Source organism: Mycobacterium sp. 360MFTsu5.1 (genome assembly GCF_000383495.1).
Taxonomy (GTDB): domain Bacteria; phylum Actinomycetota; class Actinomycetes; order Mycobacteriales; family Mycobacteriaceae; genus Mycobacterium; species Mycobacterium mucogenicum_B.
In genome coordinates, this window is the sequence record NZ_KB911462.1 from 529,750 (window position 1) to 547,067 (window position 17,318).

The following is a 17,318-nucleotide window of genomic DNA, read 5'->3' on the forward strand; positions in this document are numbered from 1 at the left end:
ACCAGGGCGTGCGGTTCGGGCTACATCAAGCCGCACGCTAGGTCAGCTGGCCCGCACACACCGGAAGCCGACGTGGCTCATCCCCGTATCGACCGCTTGGGGACGACGGGCCGCCGGCCGGTAGCGGAGACAGTAGCTGTCCGCGCACAGGAACGAACCGCCCTTGATCACCCGGCGCGGTACCGGTGTGCCGGGCTGATCCGGGTCGTAACTATCTGCGGCGCAACAGGGTTGGCTGTCGCGCGTCGCGCCGTAGAAGTCGGTGGTCCACTCCCAGACGTTGCCGGCCATGTCGAACAGGCCGTAGTCGTTCGGTGGGAAGCTCCCCGCCGGTGTGGTCTGGCCGTAGCCGGTGTCGGGCAGGTAGGGGAATTCGCCGTGCCAGAAGTTGGCCAGCCGTTGGCCGGGTTGTTCGGCTTCGTCGCCCCACGTGTAGGTGGCGCGGTCCAGGCCACCGCGCGCCGCGACCTCCCACTGCGCCTCGGTGGGCAGGGCCAGACCGGCCCACTCGGCGTACGCCGCGGCGTCGTCGAACGCCACATGTACGACGGGATGCTGCTCCCGATTCCGCAGCGACGACTTCGGGCCCCGCGGGTGGTTCCAGCACGCGCCCGGCGTCCACGTCCACCACTGGCTGAGGTGACGCAGGTCGACGGGGCCGGGCGTGCGCCGGAACACCATCGAGCCGGGTTGCAGGTTCTCCGCTGGAGCGCCCGGATAGTCCGCGGGGTCGAGCGGCCTTTCGGCCACGGTGACGTAGCCGGTGGCTTCGACGAATGCGGCGAAGTCCGCGTTGGTCACCTGGCGGGGCTGAATCCAGAAGCCCTCGACGGTGACCTCGCGCGCGGGCGCCTCCTCGGGGTAGTGCCCGTCGGAACCCAGCACCGCCGTCTGCGCGGGGATCCAGACCAAGGTCAACTGGGGAACACCTCGGCCCAGTCGGACCGCATGCTCGCGACGGTCCAGCCCTCGGTCTTCGCCAACTCGAGGACCCGTTCGGCCCCGGCGACGTAGTTGAATTCGCGCTCGGCGTCGTCGTGCCGCACCAGCAGCCGGAAGCTGCGCGCGAACTCGAGCATCTCGATGTCGCCGTTGGAATTGCCTGCGGCGAAGATCGGCCGGCGTCCGGTCCGGCCCCAGATTCGGGCCGGTTTCACCGGGCCGTCGTCGAGGAACTCCGGCTGGGACGTGGTGTACAGGTCGCCGTCGCGGTATTGCAGCGCAACCGAACTGCCGACGACGCGCTCCGGTGGGATGCCGTACATGCTGCCGGTGACGGGCCGCATGAAATCCCGTCCGCCGCCGGAGACGATGTAGCAGGTGAACCCGTTCGCCTCGAGGTACCGCAGCAGTTCGACCATCGGGACATAGCCGCACTCGGTGTACGGGCGGTCCAGCGTCGGATGCCGGACCTCGGCGAAGAACCCCGTCACCCGTTCGGTGAGCGCATCGACGGTGATGGCGTCATTGGCCGAAAGAATGCCGGCGGCAAGGATTTTCAGGTCACTGTCGTCGCCTTCGTAGTGCTTGGTGACGGCGTCGCCGAACCAAGACAGGTCGCCGGACACGGCCGCGGTGTACGGCTGACGTGCGGCCAGCGACGGATCGGCAGCGGCCTGAGCCGCCAGCCGGCGCACCAGGAAATCCAGCTGGACGTACGCCGGCTTCTCGCACCACAGCGTGCCGTCGTTGTCGAAGACCGCGATGCGGTCTTGCGGCGCAACGAAATCCGGGCCTTCGGTGGTGACCCGCCCGACGAAGTCGACGATCGCCGACTTCGTCGGGCCGTTGTTCCAGGACTCCAACACCTAGTCGGCCGCCAGGAACTCGTGCAGCTTCTCGACGATCTGATCGATGCTGAAGCTGGCCGGTGGGTGCCGCGGCGGGAACTCCTTGAAGGTGTCGAGGAATGCCGCGGCCATCGCCGTCGCGTAGAAGGCGAAGAAGTCGCGCCGCAGGAACCACTCGTAGTACGTGTTCGACGTGATGTCGGCGTACTCGTAGGGGTCGGTGCGCAGGTTGAAGAGCTTGGGCACCCGCAGCGGCGTGAACGGCTCGGCCCAAATCCGCAGGGTGCCTTGGCAGCGCTGCTCGGCGAAGACGATCTTCCAGTTCTCGAAACGCATCGCGACCAGCTCCGCGTCGTCGTTGAAGTAGAAGAAGCCCCGGCGCGGGCTGTGCTCGACCTCGCCCGTCAGATACGGCAGCAGATTGAACCCGTCGATGTGGACCTTGTACTCGGTCTCGCCGTCGGCACCGGCCTTGTGGCCCTTCTTGAGCTTCTCGAGGATATCGGGGTCGCCCGCGGCGGCCAGCAGCGTCGGCAGCCAGTCGTGGTGCTGGATGATGTCGTTGGAGACGGTGCCCGCCTTGATCTTTCCGGGCCAGCGGATCAGCTCCGGTACCCGGAAGGCGCCCTCCCAGTTGGTGTTCTTCTCGCTGCGGAACGGCGTGGTGCCGGCGTCGGGCCACGTGTTCCGGTGCGGGCCGTTGTCGGTGGAGTAGATGACGATGGTGTCGTCGGCGATGCCCAGTTCGTCCAGGACGTCCAGCACCGTGCCGACGTTCTTGTCGTGGTCGATCATCGCGTCGTGGTACTCGGACTGCCAGATGCCTGCTTGCCCGCGGCTCTCCGGCTTCACATGCGTGTAGAGGTGCATGTGGGTGAAGTTGCACCAGACGAAGAACGGATTGCCCTCGTCGTGCTGGCGCTTGATGTAGTCGACGGTGCGGTCGGCGATGTCGTCGTCGATGGTCTCCATCCGCTTCGCGGTCAGCGGCCCGGTGTCCTCGATGGTCTGCTTGCCGACCGGACCGAACTTCGGGTCGTCGGGTTCGGACGAGACCTCGGTGGTGGCCTTGCAGTTCATCACCCCGCGCGGCAGAGCCTTCTCGTACAGCCGCGGGAACTGGTCCTTGTGCGGGTAGTCGTACTGCTCGGGTTCTTCTTCGGCATTGAGGTGGTACAAGTTGCCGTAGAACTCGTCGAAGCCGTGCACCGTCGGCAGGTACTTGTTCAGGTCGCCGAAGTGGTTCTTGCCGAATTGCCCGGTGGCGTAGCCCAGCGGCTTGAGCAGTTCGGCGATGGTCGGATCCTCTGCGGCCCAACCGATGTCGACGCCCGGTATGCCGACTTTGCTCATCCCGGTGCGGTACACGCTCTGCCCGCTGATGAACGCTGCCCGGCCCGCGGTGCAGCTTTGCTCGCCGTAGGAGTCGGTGAAGCGCATGCCCTCGGCCGCGATGCGGTCGATGTTCGGGGTGCGGTAGCCCATGAGGCCGTCGCTGTAACAACTCAGGTTGCTGATGCCGATGTCGTCGCCCCAGATCACCAGAATGTTGGGTTTGCCGTCGGGCATGACAGAGCTCCTCGTTCGAAACGGAATTTCCTGTGCCCGTTCGACTTTACGGGTGGGGCAACGATTCCGGTGGCCGTTCGGTCACACGGTGAAATCGGTACTGGTCAACGGGCGGCGGGAGGCGCACGCTTACTTAGGGAAGGTGATCGACATGTACGACAAGGATCTGACCAACAAGTGGCACGTCGAGATCGAGTTCTTCGAGGACGATGTCCACACCCACGCCTCCGCGCACGCCCGGCTGCGCGACGACACACTCACCACGACGGGGGATGCCTACCGCAATCCCAAAGACCCGAGTGCGCCGTTGGTAGGCGAGGAGATCGCGGCGGCCCGCGCGCTCATCGCCCTCGGCACCGATCTGCTGATGGCGGCGTCGGCGAACATCGAGAAATCAACACAGCACCCGGTGCACCTCTACCGTTGAAATCGGTAGAGGCACACGGGCGTACAGCTACTTCGTGGCTTCAGCCGCTTCCATCTGGTGGAAGAGGTCGACGTAGTACGGCATGCATTCCTTCATGGCCTGCTCAGTGTTGAAGAGCGGCTCGTAGCCCAGGTCGCGCTTGGCCTTGGCGATCGAGAAGTAGTTGTTCAGGTAGAGGCGCTCCACCGACAGCGGCTCGATCAGCGGCTCGGGCAGGGCGAACTTGAAGTGCAGCCACTGCCACGCCATCATCACGCGGTGCACGAGCTTGCCGGACACGTAGAACGTGGGCAGCTTGCGGCCGCACGCGGTGATGACGGGACGGGCGAACTCGAACATGTTGAGCGGTTCGCCGTCGTTGATGAAGTACGCCTGCCCGGGTGAGGTGCCGCCGGGCACCAGGTGCTCGCCCGCCAGGATGAAACCGTGGATCAGGTTGTGCACGTAGGAGTTGTCCAGCTTGATGTTCTTGTTGCCCACCAGCACCTTGACGTGGCCGGCGAGGATGTTCTCGAACACCTTGCGGAACATGGTCTGGTCGCCCCGGCCCCAGATGCCGCTGGGCCGGATGGAACAGGTGAGCATGCCGTCGACGCCGTTCTGCGACAGCACGAACTTCTCGGCGGCGACCTTGGTCTCGGTGTACAGGTCGTTGAAGCGGGCGGTGTACGGCATGGTCTCGTCGCCGTTCTGGATGTCCTGCCCACCCATGACCACGCTGTTCGACGCGGTGTAGACGAAGCGCTTGACGCCCGCGGCCCGGCCCAGCTTCACCAGGTTCTCGGTGCCGCCGACGTTCACGCCGAAGCTGCGGTTGCGGTACTCGTCGGTGACGGACGCACCGCCCATCAGGTCGATGATCGCCGCGGTGTGAATGATCGTGTCGATATCGGCGACGGCCTTCGACACATCTTCGGGGTTCGTGATGTCGCCGACCTGCGTCTCCAGGTTCGGGTGCTCCGGCAGCGGCGACGGCGCCCGGTCGAAGGACCGGACGTGATGGCCGCGGTCGAGCAGTTCGGTCACCAGGTTGGCGCCGACGAAGCCAGACCCGCCGGTTACCAGCACACGGCCGAGGTCTGTGGTCAGGGAAGCATCACGCATGGTGCAGGAGCATAACTGAAACGTGTTCCAGTTAACAGAGCGCGGAAAAAATTACCGCGCTGATCAATTTTCGTCGTCGGCGCCCGTGGCGAGCGCGTCCTCGACTTTCTTGCGGGCGCCGGCCAGGTGCTCCTCGCACCGTTTTGCCAGTTGTTCGCCCCTTTCCCAGAGCTGGAGCGAGGTGTCGAGATCGAGTCCGCCCGCTTCCAATTTGCGGACGACCTCGATCAGTTCATCGCGGGCAGCTTCGTAGCCGAGCTGACTAATGTTCGTCATATATTCCTTCGCTCACGGTCGTGACGGCGCCGTCGGCCACCCGGATTCGGAGTCTGGTTCCCGCCGGGGCATCCTGCGCCGACCGCAGGACCGCACCGGCCGCCGACAGGTTCTGCACCACGGCGTACCCGCGGGCCAGTGTCGCGGCGGGCCCGAGCGTCGCCAGCCGCGCCGACAGGTGCCCGACGTGGTCGGTTTCGGTGGCGATGAGCCGCCGGATGTCGCGGCGCGCGGCAGTCACGGCCCGGGTGATCTCCTCGGCTCGGGCGTCGAGGGCCTGCAGTGGCTGCGCCAGCACCGGGCGGCCGCGCAGCTGACCGATAAAGCGTTCCTCGCGGTGCACCCAGTTGCGCAGGGCCTGCGCACTGCGCCGGCGCAGGTCGGTCACCAGCGCCTGCTCAGCGGCGGCGTCGGGGACGACGCGCTTGGCGGCATCGGTCGGGGTGGCGGCACGCAGGTCGGCGACCAGGTCGCACAGCGGGTTGTCCGGTTCGTGCCCGACGGCGCTGACCACCGGGGTGGTGCACGCCGCGATCTCGCGGCACAGCGTCTCGTCGGAGAACGGCAGCAGGTCCTCGACGCTGCCGCCGCCGCGCGCGATCACGATGACGTCCACGTGCGGCGCGGCGTCCAGGGCACGCAGGGCCTCGACGATCTGCGGCACCGCGTTGGTGCCCTGCACCGCCGTATTCCGGATATCGAAGTGGACTGCGGGCCAACGGCTTTGGGCGACGGTGACGACGTCGTGCTCGGCCGCTGAGGCGCGCCCGGTGATGAGGCCGATGGTGTTGGGCAGGAACGGAATCGGGCGCTTGAGCCGCGGGTCGAACAGGCCCTCGGCGTCCAGCAGGCGACGTAGCCGGTCGATGCGGGCCAGCAGCTCACCGATGCCGACGGCGCGAATCTGGCTGATGCGCAACGAGAATGAGCCGTTGCGGGTGTAGAACTGCGGCTTGCCCAGCATGATCACCTGGGTGCCCTCCGACAGGGCAACCGGGGCGTCGTCGACGAGGGCGCGGGGGCAGCTGACCGACAGCGACATGTCCGCAGCCGGGTCGCGCAGCACCATCCAGGCCGTCGACTGCCGCAACTTCAGCTCGGTGAGCTGACCCTCGATCCAGATGGTGCCGAGCCGGTCGATGTACTTGGCCACCCGGGTGGATACCGCCCGGACCGGCCACGGGTTCTCGGCCGAGTTCTCGTTCCCGGCCGCTGCGGCAGCCGACGTCACCGCATCACTTCGCGGTCGCGCGGGTGATCCTGTTGGCCAGCAGCGTCTGGAATGGCGCGCGGGACTTCGTGTTGTTCTCGTAGGTCAGCAGCGCCTCGAGGTCGTCCACCTTGAGCTGGGGGAGCCGGGCGCGCAGCTGCGCCAGGGTCAGCTCGGCGTAGTCCAGGTCCTCGACGATCGCGGGGGTCACGACGCTCGAGCCGTTGGCGGCCGAACCATTCGTCGTCGCCTTCGGGGCCTCGGCGGCCCCGGTGCTGTATAGCGCGAACCGGCCTTCGGTCAGGCGCGCGCCGTCGGGCTGCTCGGTGGCCGGGCCCGCGGGATCGGCGGCGGCCGGCTCCAGCAGATCCTCGTCGAACGTGGCCCATTCCGGCTGCTCGTCCTTGGGCGGGAACCACTGCTCCAGGGTCTCGTCGCCCTTGTTGACCAGTTCGGCCAGGTCCTGCTGCATTTTCATGACCAGCTGGGCGAGCTGACTGGCCAGCGTCATCGGGTAGGTCAGGATGGTGTGGGGGAGCCGAATGGTCTCCTCGAGCGCGGTCGCAGCCGCGCCGACCAGCAGCCGGACTCCGTAGGGCGCAGTAGACATGCTTGCCAGAGTACGGCTGGCTGTGGCCCTGCGTTGATCAGTACCCTTGTGCTATGCCACCGACGATCAATATGGGCATTCCCGGCGCGACCGTTTCGGTCGCCGGGGAGGCTATGAGCAAAACCGGCAAGCGCGTGCTGCTCGCCGAGCCGCGTGGCTACTGCGCCGGCGTGGACCGTGCGGTCGAGACCGTGGAGCGCGCACTGGAGAAGCACGGCGCGCCCGTGTATGTGCGCCACGAGATCGTGCACAACCGCTACGTGGTCGACACGCTGGCCAAGGCCGGCGCGGTGTTCGTCGAGCAGACCGATGAGGTGCCCGAGGGCGCCATCGTGGTGTTCTCCGCCCACGGCGTCGCGCCGACGGTGCACGAGGAGGCGGCGGCACGCAATCTGCGGACCATCGACGCCACCTGTCCGCTGGTCACCAAGGTGCACAACGAGGCCAAGCGCTTCGCCCGCGACGACTACGACATCCTGCTGGTGGGCCACGAGGGCCACGAAGAAGTCGTCGGCACCGCCGGCGAGGCCCCTGAGCACGTGCAGGTCGTCGACAACCCGGACGCCGTCGACAAGGTGACCGTCCGCGACCCGAACAAGGTCATCTGGCTGTCCCAGACCACGCTGTCGGTCGACGAGACCATGGAGACCGTCCGGCGCCTGCGGGAGAAGTTCCCGACGCTGCAGGACCCGCCCAGCGACGACATCTGCTACGCCACCCAGAACCGCCAGGTCGCGGTGAAGGCCATGGCTCCCGAGTGCGAGCTGGTGATCGTCGTCGGCTCGCGCAACTCGTCCAACTCGGTTCGTCTGGTCGAGGTGGCGCTGAACGCCGGTTCCAACGCGGCCAAGCTGGTCGACTACGCCGAGGACATCGACCCGGCCTGGCTCGACGGTGTCACGACCGTCGGCGTCACGTCAGGTGCGTCGGTGCCGGAAATCCTGGTGCGCGGCGTGCTCGAGCGCCTCGCGGAATTCGGCTACGACACCGTCCAGCCGGTCACCACCGCCAACGAGACGCTGGTCTTCGCGCTGCCGCGCGAGATTCGTCCGGCCCGGCACTGATTTCCTAGCGCAGGCGCGGTCGGCGTCAGTCCCAGTTGTTGTGGGACTGACGCGGCCGGCGCTCTGCGTGCTGTTCTGCCGCATCGTCGTCCGCACCGCGGTACCGCACCCGTGAGACGGGGTGGTGAGCGCCGCTGGGCGGTGCGTTGCGCGACGGACGGGCCGGGGACTGGTAGCGGTCGCCGGGCTCGTACGGATCGTCGGCGTAGCGACGACGGCGCGGCTCGGGCCCGGACGGGCGCTGCGTCGGCCGCTCGTAGCGGTCGCGCTCACGCGGCTCCCGGTAGTCATAGCGCTCCTGCGCGGCGCGGCGCGGCTCGCCGGCCGGACGCGGACGGCGCCGGGGCTCGTCGGGCACGGCGTAGGAGTCGGTGGCGGCCGGGCGGGGACGAGCCGGCCGCGGCCGACGCATCTGTCCGGGCACCGGTTCGATCAGCTCGGTGTCACTGGCCTGCGCCCGGGCACGGGATGGCCGCGCTGCGCGCTGCGGATCCGCGGTGCCGCGGCGCGGCGACTCCGCTGCGGACCGGCGCGACGGGGTCGCGCGGGTGCGGGAGCTGCGGGGCGTCTGGCCGGTGGTCAGCTTGGTGAGCTTGGCCGACAGCGTCGCGGCGAGACCGGCGGGAGCGACGTCTTCGTCGTCCGCCTGACGGCGGCTGCGGCGCGGCTTGGGCTCGGCGACCGCCTCCTCCGCGTCGTCCTCGTCGAACGTCTGGAACTGCGGCAGGACGAACCAGCGGACCAGGCCGAGGACGAGAACCGTCGCCGCGGTGAAGAACATCGTCGGAAAACGCTCGATCAGCGGATACCCGCAATTGATCAGCAGGTCCTTGATGCCGGCGATCTTGTCGCTGTGGAACATGAAGTACGCGCCCGGCACGGCAACGAAGAGGATCAGCGGCGGCTGGATGACCGCGGTGAAAATCCCGGACCGCCGCACGCCGAGCACAGCGAGTACACAGCCGGCCACATAGCAGAAAGTGAAGAATGCGCTGAGTTCTTTGTCACCGGTGCCGGCGTCGTAGGCGAAGCCGACCGCGGTGGCTGTGACCGCCAGCACAATGGCTCCCCACCAGGGGATTCCCGGGATGCTGGGCAGCGCCGAGCGGCGATCGAGGGCGGCTTCGGGCCCATGATGCTCTGCTGACACTCCTAGACCGTACCGGCAATCTGGGCCGCTGTGCCTGCAGGCGGGCGTTGGAACGGTGTGGCGTCTCTTAAACTAATGAACTCGTGGGTCTGAACCTGGGAATCGTCGGTCTGCCGAACGTCGGGAAGTCGACGTTGTTCAACGCGTTGACACGTAATGACGTGCTCGCGGCTAATTATCCGTTCGCAACGATCGAACCCAACGAGGGTGTCGTACCGCTGCCCGACCCGCGGCTCGACAAGCTCGCCGAAATCTTCGGCTCCGAGAAGACCGTCCCGGCGCCCGTGACGTTCGTCGACATCGCCGGCATCGTCAAAGGCGCGTCCGAGGGCGCGGGCCTGGGCAACAAGTTCCTGGCCAACATCCGCGAGGCCGACGCCATCTGTCAGGTGGTGCGCGCCTTCGCCGACGACGACGTCGTGCACGTCGACGGCCGCGTCGACCCCAAGTCCGACATCGAGGTCATCGAGACGGAGCTGATCCTCGCCGACATGCAGACGCTCGAGAAGGCGCTGCCGCGGCTGGAGAAGGAAGCCCGCACCAACAAGGACCGCAAGCCGGTTCTCGATGCGGTGGTCGCCGCCCAGGCGATCTTCAACGAGGGCAAGACGCTGTTCTCCACCGGACAGGACTGGTCGATCCTGCGCGAGTTGAACCTGATGACCGTCAAGCCGTTCCTGTACGTCTTCAACGCCGACGAGTCGGTGCTGACCGACGAGGCCCGCAAGGCCGAGCTGACCGCGATGGTCGCGCCGGCCGAGGCCGTGTTCCTGGACGCCAAGATCGAGGCCGAGCTGCTGGAGCTCGACGACGAGTCCGCCGCCGAGCTGCTCGAGTCCATCGGCCAGACCGAGCGTGGCCTGGATGCGTTGGCGCGCGCCGGTTTTCGGACGCTGAAGTTGCAGACCTACCTGACCGCGGGGCCCAAGGAGTCGCGGGCGTGGACCATCCACCAGGGCGACACCGCGCCCAAGGCGGCCGGCGTCATCCACACCGACTTCGAGAAGGGCTTCATCAAGGCCGAGATCGTCGCTTTCGACGACCTGGTCGAAGCCGGCTCCATGGCTGCCGCCAAAGCCGCCGGCAAGGTCCGGATGGAAGGCAAGGACTACGTCATGGTTGACGGGGATGTCGTGGAGTTCCGCTTCAACGTGTAGCCCCGGCAGCGCGCCGAAAGTGGAGAAGATTGCGAGATTTTCGCGAAATCTCGCAATCTTCCGCACATTCGATGACATAGATTCACAGCTGTGAGTGGGGATTGGTGCACCGACCTGGTCGACGAGCTGCGGTCTTTGATCAAGCAAGCGGAACCGGATGTCGTCGAGGAGTTCAAGTGGCGCAAGCCCTCGAATCCTGATGGCGTGCCGACGTTTTCACTGGACGGACTGATCTGCACGGTGGAGACGTACAAGGACAAGGTCAAGATGACCTTCGCCAAGGGTGCGTCCCTGAAGGACCCGGCGAAGTTGTTCAACGCCAGTCTTGATGCGGGAACCCGGCGCGCCATCGATCTGCACGAAGGCGACGAACTGGATGCCGACGCGTTCAAAGCGTTGATTCGCGAGGCTGTGACGGCCAACCGCAGTTAGCGCGCCGGGCGACCGGTCCCAGGGGCCGGTTGCTCAGTTGATGATCTCGCCGCGGTTGTCGGCGTGAACTGCCGCCAATCGGTCACGCCACATCTGGAGCTCCTCAGGTGTCAGCCGCCTCCAGTCCGTGACCTCGCTGACGATCCGGAGCGGGGCCGTGCTGCGGTACGACCGGGTGGGATTGCCGGGGAACTTCTTGTCGGTGACGTTGGGATCGTTCTCGAATTCCCCGGTCGGTTCCACGGAATAGACCCGCGGCTCACCCTCGCCGGCGGCGAGCTCGGCGGCGAGGCCGGCACCGTCGCGCAACGCGGTGAAGTAGATGTGGTTCATCACGATCTCGGGCCGGTAGTTGGACCGGAAACCGGCCGTAAGAAGTTCTCCCACTTGCAGATCGGCCTTCGTGCCGTGAAAGAAGGGCCCGTCGTCCAAAGGCTCTGTCATCTCGACAGGTTACAAACTCGGGTGCCGTCGCGCTTGTGCGTGCCGGGGTGCGGAGGTCCGGCTACACCGTGTAGTCGGCGCCGGACCGCAACAGCCGCGCCGCCTCCTCGACGATGCGCTCGACGATCGCAGCCGCTGGCTCGATCGAGTGGATGAGCCCGGCGGCTTCGCCGAACACGACCCCGGCGTTGTCAGCATCGCCGTCGGCGAAGGCGGTGCGGTATCGCGGACCCTCGATGTCGGCGTTGGCCGCCAATGTCTTCTCGTCGCCGTGCCACCGATCGGTAAATGCGTTGCGCCGCATCCGCATGGTGAATTCCGGCGGCCAGTTGATTCCGCGGACGACGTCGCCCGCCGTCGTGCGAATTGTGCTGTCCCCGTCGGACTCGACGATCGCTTGACGGTGACGCGGATGCACCAGCGCTTCGTCGGCAGCCCACAGTCGGGTGCCGATCAACACGCCGTCGGCGCCCAAGATGAGCGAGGCGGCCAGCGCCCGGCCGTCGGCGATTCCGCCGGCCGCGAGCAGCAGGGTATCGGGGGAGCGGGCAGCGAGGAAGTCGGCGACCTCCGGGACGAGGCTCAGCGTCCCGCGCAGGGAACCGTGGCCACCCGCCTCGGCACCCTGCGCGACGACGACGTCGGCACCCACATGTATCGCCCGCTCGACGTGATCAAGGTTCTGGCATTGGCAAATGAGCACGGCGCCAACGTCTTTGACCTGGGTGGCGAAGACTCCGGGGTCGCCGAACGACAACATCACCGCGGCCGGACGGAATTCGAGCGCTTCGGCCACTACGCTGGGTGAGCGCTGCGCCGACCACGTGATGAATCCGACGCCGACCCGCTCCGGGCCGGCGGCCGCGAATTGTGCACGGACCCAATCGGAGTCGCCGTAGCCGCCGCCGATGAGGCCCAGCCCGCCGGCCCGACTGACCGCCGCGGCCAGTGCACCGCCCGCGGCCAACGCCATGGGCGCCGAGACGATCGGATGCTGAATCCCGAGGCGATCGGTCAGGCGTGTGGTGATCATCTACCGATTATCGGCGTCAGGGGTGCCATCGAGCGTGGGGCTTTGCGCGAAGACACGCCCAGAATGCCTCGTAAAGCCCCACGTTCGACGTAGGTGGTGACCGACCTGACATTGCCACCCGCCTGCCCCTGTGAGAACTTGGTAACAGAGCCTTAACGCAGGCTTCCGGACGATGGGTGCCGTACCCGGTGTGCGACAAGACGGCCCGGGAGAAACATCATGTCGTGGCTCGTTCTGGTCTTGTCCGGTGTCCTCGAAGCGGTATGGGCCACCGCGATGGGCAAGTCCGAGGGGTTCAGCAAGCTCTCGCCCAGCATCGTGTTCGCGGTCGCGCTCATCGCCAGCATGGCCGGCTTGGCCTACGCCATGCGTGACCTGCCGGTCGGCACCGCGTACGCCGTCTGGGTCGGCATCGGTGCGGTCCTCACTGTGGTCTATGCGATGGCCGCCGGGGATGAGCCGACGTCGGTCCTCAAGGTCGTGTTCTTGACGCTGATCATCGGCGGCGTCGTCGGGCTCAAGCTCGTGCACTGACGAAAGGCGTTGGAGTCGCTCGAGTCTCCACGGCATCGTCGATCTGGAGCTGTCACACACGGCGACATTGTCAAAAAACCGAACATTGTCAGCCGATGCTGACAGCTCCAGATCGCAAGTGCCGCAGGGAGAGCCGACACGCCGAGCGGGCCGCTCGGCGTGTCACAGCGGCCGCAGCGACTTGATCGTCTTCATCGGGAACCGTGACGAGACGCGGTGGATGCCGGGGATCGCGAGCACCTTGCTCGTCAGGAACTGCTCGTACGCGGGCAGGTCCGCAACGGCGACGCGGACGAGATAGTCAGGCGAACCGAACAGCCGGTGGAGTTCGAGCACCTGCGGGTACTCGGCCATCGTGGCCTCGAACTTTTCGATGCTCTTCATGTCGAAGTCGGTGATCTCGACGTCGAGCAGCACCTCGAAACTCTGGTTCGCGGCGGCGGGTGAGATCAGTGCCTGGTAGCCGACGATGACGCCGTCGGCTTCGAGCCGCTGCACCCGCCGCAAGCACGGCCCCGGCGTGAGCCCGACTCTTTCAGCGAGGGCGACGTTCGCGATCCGGCCGTCTTCGCGCAGGACGTCGATTATTGCTGTGTCGAGACTATCCATGACCAATTATTGCTCACCGCAGGCTCCGGGCGCAGTAAGTGGCAACCAAATTCTGCAGCTGACCTGGGATCATTGTTGTCATGGATGCTGCGGTGGTGACTTCTCGGAAAGCGGAGGTCGCCGCGGGCGTGCGGGCCTCGCTGGCAGCCGGACTCGGCATGTATCCGATCGGCGTCGCCTTCGGCCTGCTGGTCATCCAGGCTGGCCTGCCCTGGTGGGTCGCCCCGGCACTGTCCATCGCCTGCTTCGCCGGGTCGTTGGAGCTGCTGCTGATCGGCATGATCGTCGCGGTCACTCCACTGGCGACCATCGCACTGACGGCGTTCCTCGTGAACTTCCGCCACATCTTCTACGCGTTCACCTTCCCGCTGCACGTCGTGCGGAACCGGTTCGCCCGGGCCTACTCCGTCTACACCCTCGTGGACGAGGCGTACGCGGTGACCGCCGCCAACCCGCGCGGCTGGACGTCGTGGCGCCTGGTCACGATGCAAGCCGCGTTCCAGTGCTACTGGGTCGGCGGCGGTCTGACGGGCGTCCTGCTCGGCTCGATGTTGCCGGCGCGCATCGAAGGGCTCGAATTCGCTTTGTGCGCACTGTTCGTCACGTTGACACTTGACGCCTGTCGCTCTCGCGACGGCGTGCCGTCGCTCCTGCTCGCCGCCCTGAGCTTCTCAATCGCGATCGTGGTTGCGCCGCACGCGGCGTTGTTCGTCGGGCTGCTGCTGTTCATCGCCACGCTCGTGGCGCGCTATCTGTTGGTGCGGCGGCAGGTGGCCGTCGATGCTTGACCTGAAGTACCTCGCGGCCGTGCTGGCGACCGTCTTCGTCATCAATCTGGCCCTGCGCGCCGTGCCCTTCGCGATCCTTCAGCCGCTGCGCAAGTCCCGCTTCGTCAACACGATGGCCGCCTGGATGCCGGTCGGCATCGTCATGATTCTCGCTGCCGCCACGTTCCGTTCGGTCTCCGGCGACGCAAAGCACCTGGCGTATGCGGTGATCGGTGTGGCAATCACCATCGCGGCCCACCTCATTGGTGGCCGGCGGACGCTGCTCAGTGTCGGCGCCGGGACCCTCGTCTATGTGCTGCTGGTGAATTCGTTCTGATCCTGTCCGAAGTACTGCACCAGGCAGAACTCGTGACCTTCGGGGTCGAACATGACGAGAACGATGCCCTCGTCATAGTCGTGCCGAGTGCCTGACCAGGTTCCACCGAGATCCTCGACATGCCGGCGACCCTCATCGATGTCCGCGACTTCGACGTCCAGGTGAATGCGCACCTTCGTCGCCTTGGCCTCCGGTACCCGCTGGAAGGTGAGTCGCGGCGTCGGACCATTCCGGGAACCGAGAGTCGCCCAGCCGGGGTCGTCGCCGTGTTCGTAGGAAGGCTCGATGCCGAGCAGCTGTCCCCAGAACGTCGACATGCGGACCGGGTCGACACAGTCGATCGTCACTCCCGACCATTGGTTCGGCACCGCGGCACGCCCCTCCCTCTGCGGACCAATCATGCGCTTGGCGGCGGGTGTGAGGAAGCGTTCAATTGTCTGCGTGGACGTCTTCACAGACAGGTCGGTGCGCGCGGTCCTTCAGGATTCGCTGACTTCCGCGAAAGCAATGGCCGGGGCGCGACCGCCGGCTGGCCAACCGCCGGTCGACGGGCCGAAGCTGTTGAGTCGATTCGTCGGCTCGACCAAAGACCAACGCCTCGTTGACATTCCGGTCAACCGGCGACCGTGGACGCCGAGCGGGATACGGGTCGAAAAGGGCGACCGCGTCACGTGGCTGGCCTGGGGGCGGGCGTACGCAATGACGCGGCGCGGCATCGGGACCGGGCCGAGCTTCGGGATGCTCTGCCGCGTCGGCGACGGACCTGTGCAGATGAGCGCGCGTCCCACGTACACGTTCACCGCAGACTGCGACGGCGAGGTGCTTTTCGGCGGCCGACTGCCCGCCGAGTTACAGCCGGACGGCGAGTTCAAGGCCGACCGCATCCCGTTCGGCGCGATGCGCGGCGGCTTTACCGCCGTCGTCGTCGTGTGGCCTGATGCGTCCGACCCCCTGACTGAGCTGAAACGGTTTGCCGCCCTTGACTCTTCGGGACTGTGCGCCGTCGAGCACGAGCGGCTGTCTGCGCCACCCGAACCGCCGCCCGGCTGGTCCCACCACCCGCTGCTCGGGCACGAGGACGTATACGCGAGTACCGCCGACACCATCACGGTCGCCTGCGACGATACTGCCGGAATCATCCGTCGCCCCGTCGAGCTGGACCTGACCGATCAAGTCAGCCTGCGCTGGTCGTGGCGCGTCGACCGGCTGCCGTCGTCGTTGCCCGAGAACACGATGTTCACCCACGACTACGTGAGCATCGCCGCCGAGTTCGACGACGGGCGCGACCTCACCTGGCAGTGGAGTTCGACGCTGCCGCTGGGGCTGGCTTATCGGTGCCCGCTCGACCACTGGCGCCACCGTGAGACGCACATCGTGGTCCGCAGCGGATCGTCGGAACTGGGCAGTTGGGTCACCGATGAACGGCCGGTGCTCACTGACGCGCGTTCTGCCATCGGCGGCGAGGCGCCGAGGCGGATCGTCGCGGTGTGGCTCATCGCCGTCAGCCTCAACCAACACGGCTCGGCCATCGGGGCGTTCCGCGATATCGAGCTCCGTAATGGTTCCGAGGTGACGGCCATCTAGCTCGGTTCGACGAGCTTGTCGGTGGTCGCCGATATCGTGCGCGGCATGAAGCTTGTTTCCACCCGCATCATCACCGCCGACGTGCCGAGCCTGGTCGGCTTCTATGAATTGGTGACCGGGGTCGAGGCCGTCTGGGCCAATGAGCTATTCGCGGAAATCCCCACGCCGGTGGGCACTTTGGCGATCGGCAGCGACAAGACCGTGCCCCTGTTCGGGGCGGGTTCCGCCGAACCCGCGGCCAACCGGAGCGCCATCATCGAGTTCATCGTGACCGACGTCGACGCGGAGTACGAACGGCTGCGAAGTCGGTTGGACGAGGTCGTCACCGAGCCCACCACCATGCCGTGGGGTAACCGGTCGCTGTTGTTCCGCGATCCCGACGGCAACCTCGTCAACCTCTTCACGCCGGTGAGAGACGATGCCAAGGCCAAATTCGGGGCGTAGTCGCTGCGATGCGGCTTAGCATTTGCTGGTGAGCTTCGTCGTCTCGCCGGACGCGTACGGCCGCTACATGGGCCGATACGCCGAGCCGCTCGCGGACGTCTTCGGCGCGTTCGCCGGGATCACGGCCGGAGCGAAGGTGCTCGACGTCGGCAGCGGACCCGGCGCGCTGACAGCGCGGCTGTTGGCGGCGGGCGCCGAGGTCGCGGCCATCGATCCGTCACCACCGTTCGTCGATGCGATCCAGGCGCGGTTCCCTGCGCTCGACGCCCGCCTCGGGACCGCTGAGGAACTGCCTTACGACACTGCGACTTTCGACGCCGCGCTCGCCCAACTGGTGGTGCATTTCATGACCGATCCCGTCGCCGGCATCAGGCAGATGGCGCGGGTGACCCGGCCCGGCGGCGTCGTCGCGGCGTGCGTGTGGGACGGCCCGACGGGTGCGCTGGCACCGTTCTGGGACGCCGTCCACGTGATCGACCCCGACGCGCAGGACGAGGCGCTGCTGTCCGGCGCGCACAAAGGCCACCTCACCGAGATCTTCGACGCCGCCGGGCTACGCGACGTGGTGGAGGACGCCATCGTCATCGATGTGCTGCACCAGAGCTTCGAGGAGTGGTGGGAGCCGTACACGTTCGGTGTCGGACCGGCCGGGGACTACGTCCAGCGCCTCGATGACGAGGGACGCGGCAGGCTGGAAACCGTTGCGCGCGAACGTCTTGGCGACGGGCCGTTCACCGTGACGGCGACGGCGTGGGCGGCGCGCGGCACCGTCTGATC

The 17,318-nt window shown here is 66.8% G+C and carries 22 protein-coding genes and 1 riboswitch; of the genes, 10 read left to right on the plus strand and 12 right to left on the minus strand.

From position 1 onward, the window contains the following. Positions 1-42 precede the first annotated feature (42 nt). From H289_RS0102755 to H289_RS0102765, 3 genes are read right to left on the minus strand one after another with little or no spacing between them, the layout of a single operon-like run. Positions 43-918, minus strand: coding sequence for a formylglycine-generating enzyme family protein (locus H289_RS0102755; protein ID WP_020099228.1), 876 nt, complete (start codon positions 916-918; stop codon positions 43-45). After that, positions 915-1,808, minus strand: coding sequence for an HAD family hydrolase (locus H289_RS0102760; RefSeq protein ID WP_020099229.1), 894 nt, complete (start codon positions 1,806-1,808; stop codon positions 915-917). The genes H289_RS0102755 and H289_RS0102760 overlap by 4 nt, the downstream gene beginning before the upstream one ends. Then, entirely contained in the window at positions 1,809-3,359 is a 1,551-nt protein-coding gene (locus tag H289_RS0102765) for an arylsulfatase (protein WP_020099230.1), read from the minus strand. A 151-nt stretch (positions 3,360-3,510) separates the two neighbouring features. Between H289_RS0102765 and H289_RS0102770 the strand changes: the two genes are divergently transcribed. After that, positions 3,511-3,786, plus strand: a complete 276-nt coding sequence (locus tag H289_RS0102770) for a dsRBD fold-containing protein (RefSeq protein ID WP_029104721.1) — start codon at positions 3,511-3,513, stop codon at positions 3,784-3,786. Positions 3,787-3,813: 27 nt separating this feature from the next. Here H289_RS0102770 and H289_RS0102775 read toward each other — a convergent pair whose 3' ends face one another. From H289_RS0102775 to H289_RS0102790, 4 genes are all read right to left on the minus strand, one after another. Beyond that, positions 3,814-4,890: a 3-beta-hydroxysteroid dehydrogenase gene (locus H289_RS0102775; protein ID WP_020099232.1), complete on the minus strand. Its 1,077-nt coding sequence runs from the start codon at positions 4,888-4,890 to the stop codon at positions 3,814-3,816. Positions 4,891-4,953: 63 nt separating this feature from the next. Continuing rightward, positions 4,954-5,166 (minus strand): exodeoxyribonuclease VII small subunit, encoded by a 213-nt coding sequence (locus H289_RS0102780; protein WP_020099233.1) that lies wholly within the window; start codon positions 5,164-5,166, stop codon positions 4,954-4,956. Beyond that, the gene (xseA, locus tag H289_RS0102785; protein ID WP_020099234.1) at positions 5,153-6,397 is read right to left on the minus strand and encodes an exodeoxyribonuclease VII large subunit; all 1,245 of its coding nucleotides are present in this window, start codon (positions 6,395-6,397) and stop codon (positions 5,153-5,155) included. The genes H289_RS0102780 and xseA overlap by 14 nt, the downstream gene beginning before the upstream one ends. Positions 6,398-6,401: 4 nt before the next feature. After that, the gene (locus H289_RS0102790) at positions 6,402-6,986 is read right to left on the minus strand and encodes a lipid droplet-associated protein (RefSeq protein WP_020099235.1); all 585 of its coding nucleotides are present in this window, start codon (positions 6,984-6,986) and stop codon (positions 6,402-6,404) included. A 53-nt stretch (positions 6,987-7,039) separates the two neighbouring features. Here H289_RS0102790 and H289_RS0102795 point away from each other — a divergent pair, with 53 nt between their 5' ends. Then, on the plus strand, positions 7,040-8,050 hold the full coding sequence (locus tag H289_RS0102795; protein WP_020099236.1) for a 4-hydroxy-3-methylbut-2-enyl diphosphate reductase: 1,011 nt from the start codon (positions 7,040-7,042) through the stop codon (positions 8,048-8,050). A 25-nt stretch (positions 8,051-8,075) separates the two neighbouring features. On the opposite strand, the gene H289_RS29555 is transcribed toward H289_RS0102795, so the two are convergent. After that, positions 8,076-9,200, minus strand: coding sequence for a DUF6542 domain-containing protein (locus tag H289_RS29555; RefSeq protein ID WP_081633285.1), 1,125 nt, complete (start codon positions 9,198-9,200; stop codon positions 8,076-8,078). An 83-nt stretch (positions 9,201-9,283) separates the two neighbouring features. Between H289_RS29555 and ychF the strand changes: the two genes are divergently transcribed. After that, a complete protein-coding gene (ychF, locus tag H289_RS0102805) occupies positions 9,284-10,357 on the plus strand; it encodes a redox-regulated ATPase YchF (protein ID WP_020099238.1) in 1,074 nt (357 codons plus the stop codon). 90 nt (positions 10,358-10,447) lie between these two features. Continuing rightward, positions 10,448-10,789: a DUF1801 domain-containing protein gene (locus H289_RS0102810; protein WP_020099239.1), complete on the plus strand. Its 342-nt coding sequence runs from the start codon at positions 10,448-10,450 to the stop codon at positions 10,787-10,789. Positions 10,790-10,822: 33 nt separating this feature from the next. Here the strand turns inward: H289_RS0102810 and arr are convergent, their stop codons facing one another. Together arr and H289_RS0102820 are read right to left on the minus strand one after the other, a co-directional pair. Beyond that, positions 10,823-11,233: an NAD(+)--rifampin ADP-ribosyltransferase gene (arr, locus tag H289_RS0102815; RefSeq protein WP_029104722.1), complete on the minus strand. Its 411-nt coding sequence runs from the start codon at positions 11,231-11,233 to the stop codon at positions 10,823-10,825. 61 nt (positions 11,234-11,294) lie between these two features. Beyond that, entirely contained in the window at positions 11,295-12,266 is a 972-nt protein-coding gene (locus tag H289_RS0102820) for an NAD(P)H-dependent flavin oxidoreductase (protein ID WP_020099241.1), read from the minus strand. 144 nt (positions 12,267-12,410) lie between these two features. Beyond that, a riboswitch (guanidine-III (ykkC-III) riboswitch) is annotated at positions 12,411-12,476 on the plus strand. Positions 12,477-12,485: 9 nt separating this feature from the next. On the opposite strand from H289_RS0102820, the gene H289_RS0102825 reads away from it, so the two are divergent. Next, positions 12,486-12,800 carry a DMT family transporter gene (locus tag H289_RS0102825; protein WP_020099242.1) on the plus strand — a complete coding sequence of 105 codons (315 nt, stop codon included), beginning with the start codon at positions 12,486-12,488 and terminating at the stop codon, positions 12,798-12,800. Between the two features lie 162 nt (positions 12,801-12,962). Here the strand turns inward: H289_RS0102825 and H289_RS0102830 are convergent, their stop codons facing one another. Then, positions 12,963-13,409: an Lrp/AsnC family transcriptional regulator gene (locus tag H289_RS0102830; RefSeq protein ID WP_020099243.1), complete on the minus strand. Its 447-nt coding sequence runs from the start codon at positions 13,407-13,409 to the stop codon at positions 12,963-12,965. 95 nt (positions 13,410-13,504) lie between these two features. Between H289_RS0102830 and H289_RS0102835 the strand changes: the two genes are divergently transcribed. Beyond that, entirely contained in the window at positions 13,505-14,197 is a 693-nt protein-coding gene (locus H289_RS0102835; RefSeq protein ID WP_286133540.1) for an AzlC family ABC transporter permease, read from the plus strand. Continuing rightward, positions 14,190-14,513, plus strand: coding sequence for a branched-chain amino acid transporter permease (locus H289_RS0102840; protein ID WP_020099245.1), 324 nt, complete (start codon positions 14,190-14,192; stop codon positions 14,511-14,513). The genes H289_RS0102835 and H289_RS0102840 overlap by 8 nt, the downstream gene beginning before the upstream one ends. Here H289_RS0102840 and H289_RS0102845 read toward each other — a convergent pair. Then, the gene (locus H289_RS0102845; RefSeq protein WP_231387947.1) at positions 14,486-14,860 is read right to left on the minus strand and encodes a VOC family protein; all 375 of its coding nucleotides are present in this window, start codon (positions 14,858-14,860) and stop codon (positions 14,486-14,488) included. The two genes, H289_RS0102840 and H289_RS0102845, sit on opposite strands and share 28 nt — an antisense overlap. Before the next feature lie 94 nt (positions 14,861-14,954). Between H289_RS0102845 and H289_RS0102850 the strand changes: the two genes are divergently transcribed. Genes H289_RS0102850 through H289_RS0102860 form a run of 3 tightly spaced genes read left to right on the plus strand, consistent with a single transcriptional unit; the run spans position 14,955 to position 17,316 of the window. After that, positions 14,955-16,097, plus strand: coding sequence for a DUF3047 domain-containing protein (locus tag H289_RS0102850; protein WP_029104724.1), 1,143 nt, complete (start codon positions 14,955-14,957; stop codon positions 16,095-16,097). Positions 16,098-16,142: 45 nt separating this feature from the next. Continuing rightward, complete coding sequence (locus H289_RS0102855; RefSeq protein ID WP_029104725.1) at positions 16,143-16,541, plus strand: VOC family protein; 399 nt, start codon at positions 16,143-16,145, stop codon at positions 16,539-16,541. A gap of 28 nt (positions 16,542-16,569) precedes the next feature. Beyond that, positions 16,570-17,316 (plus strand): class I SAM-dependent methyltransferase, encoded by a 747-nt coding sequence (locus H289_RS0102860; RefSeq protein WP_020099249.1) that lies wholly within the window; start codon positions 16,570-16,572, stop codon positions 17,314-17,316. The last annotated feature ends 2 nt before the right edge of the window (positions 17,317-17,318 follow it).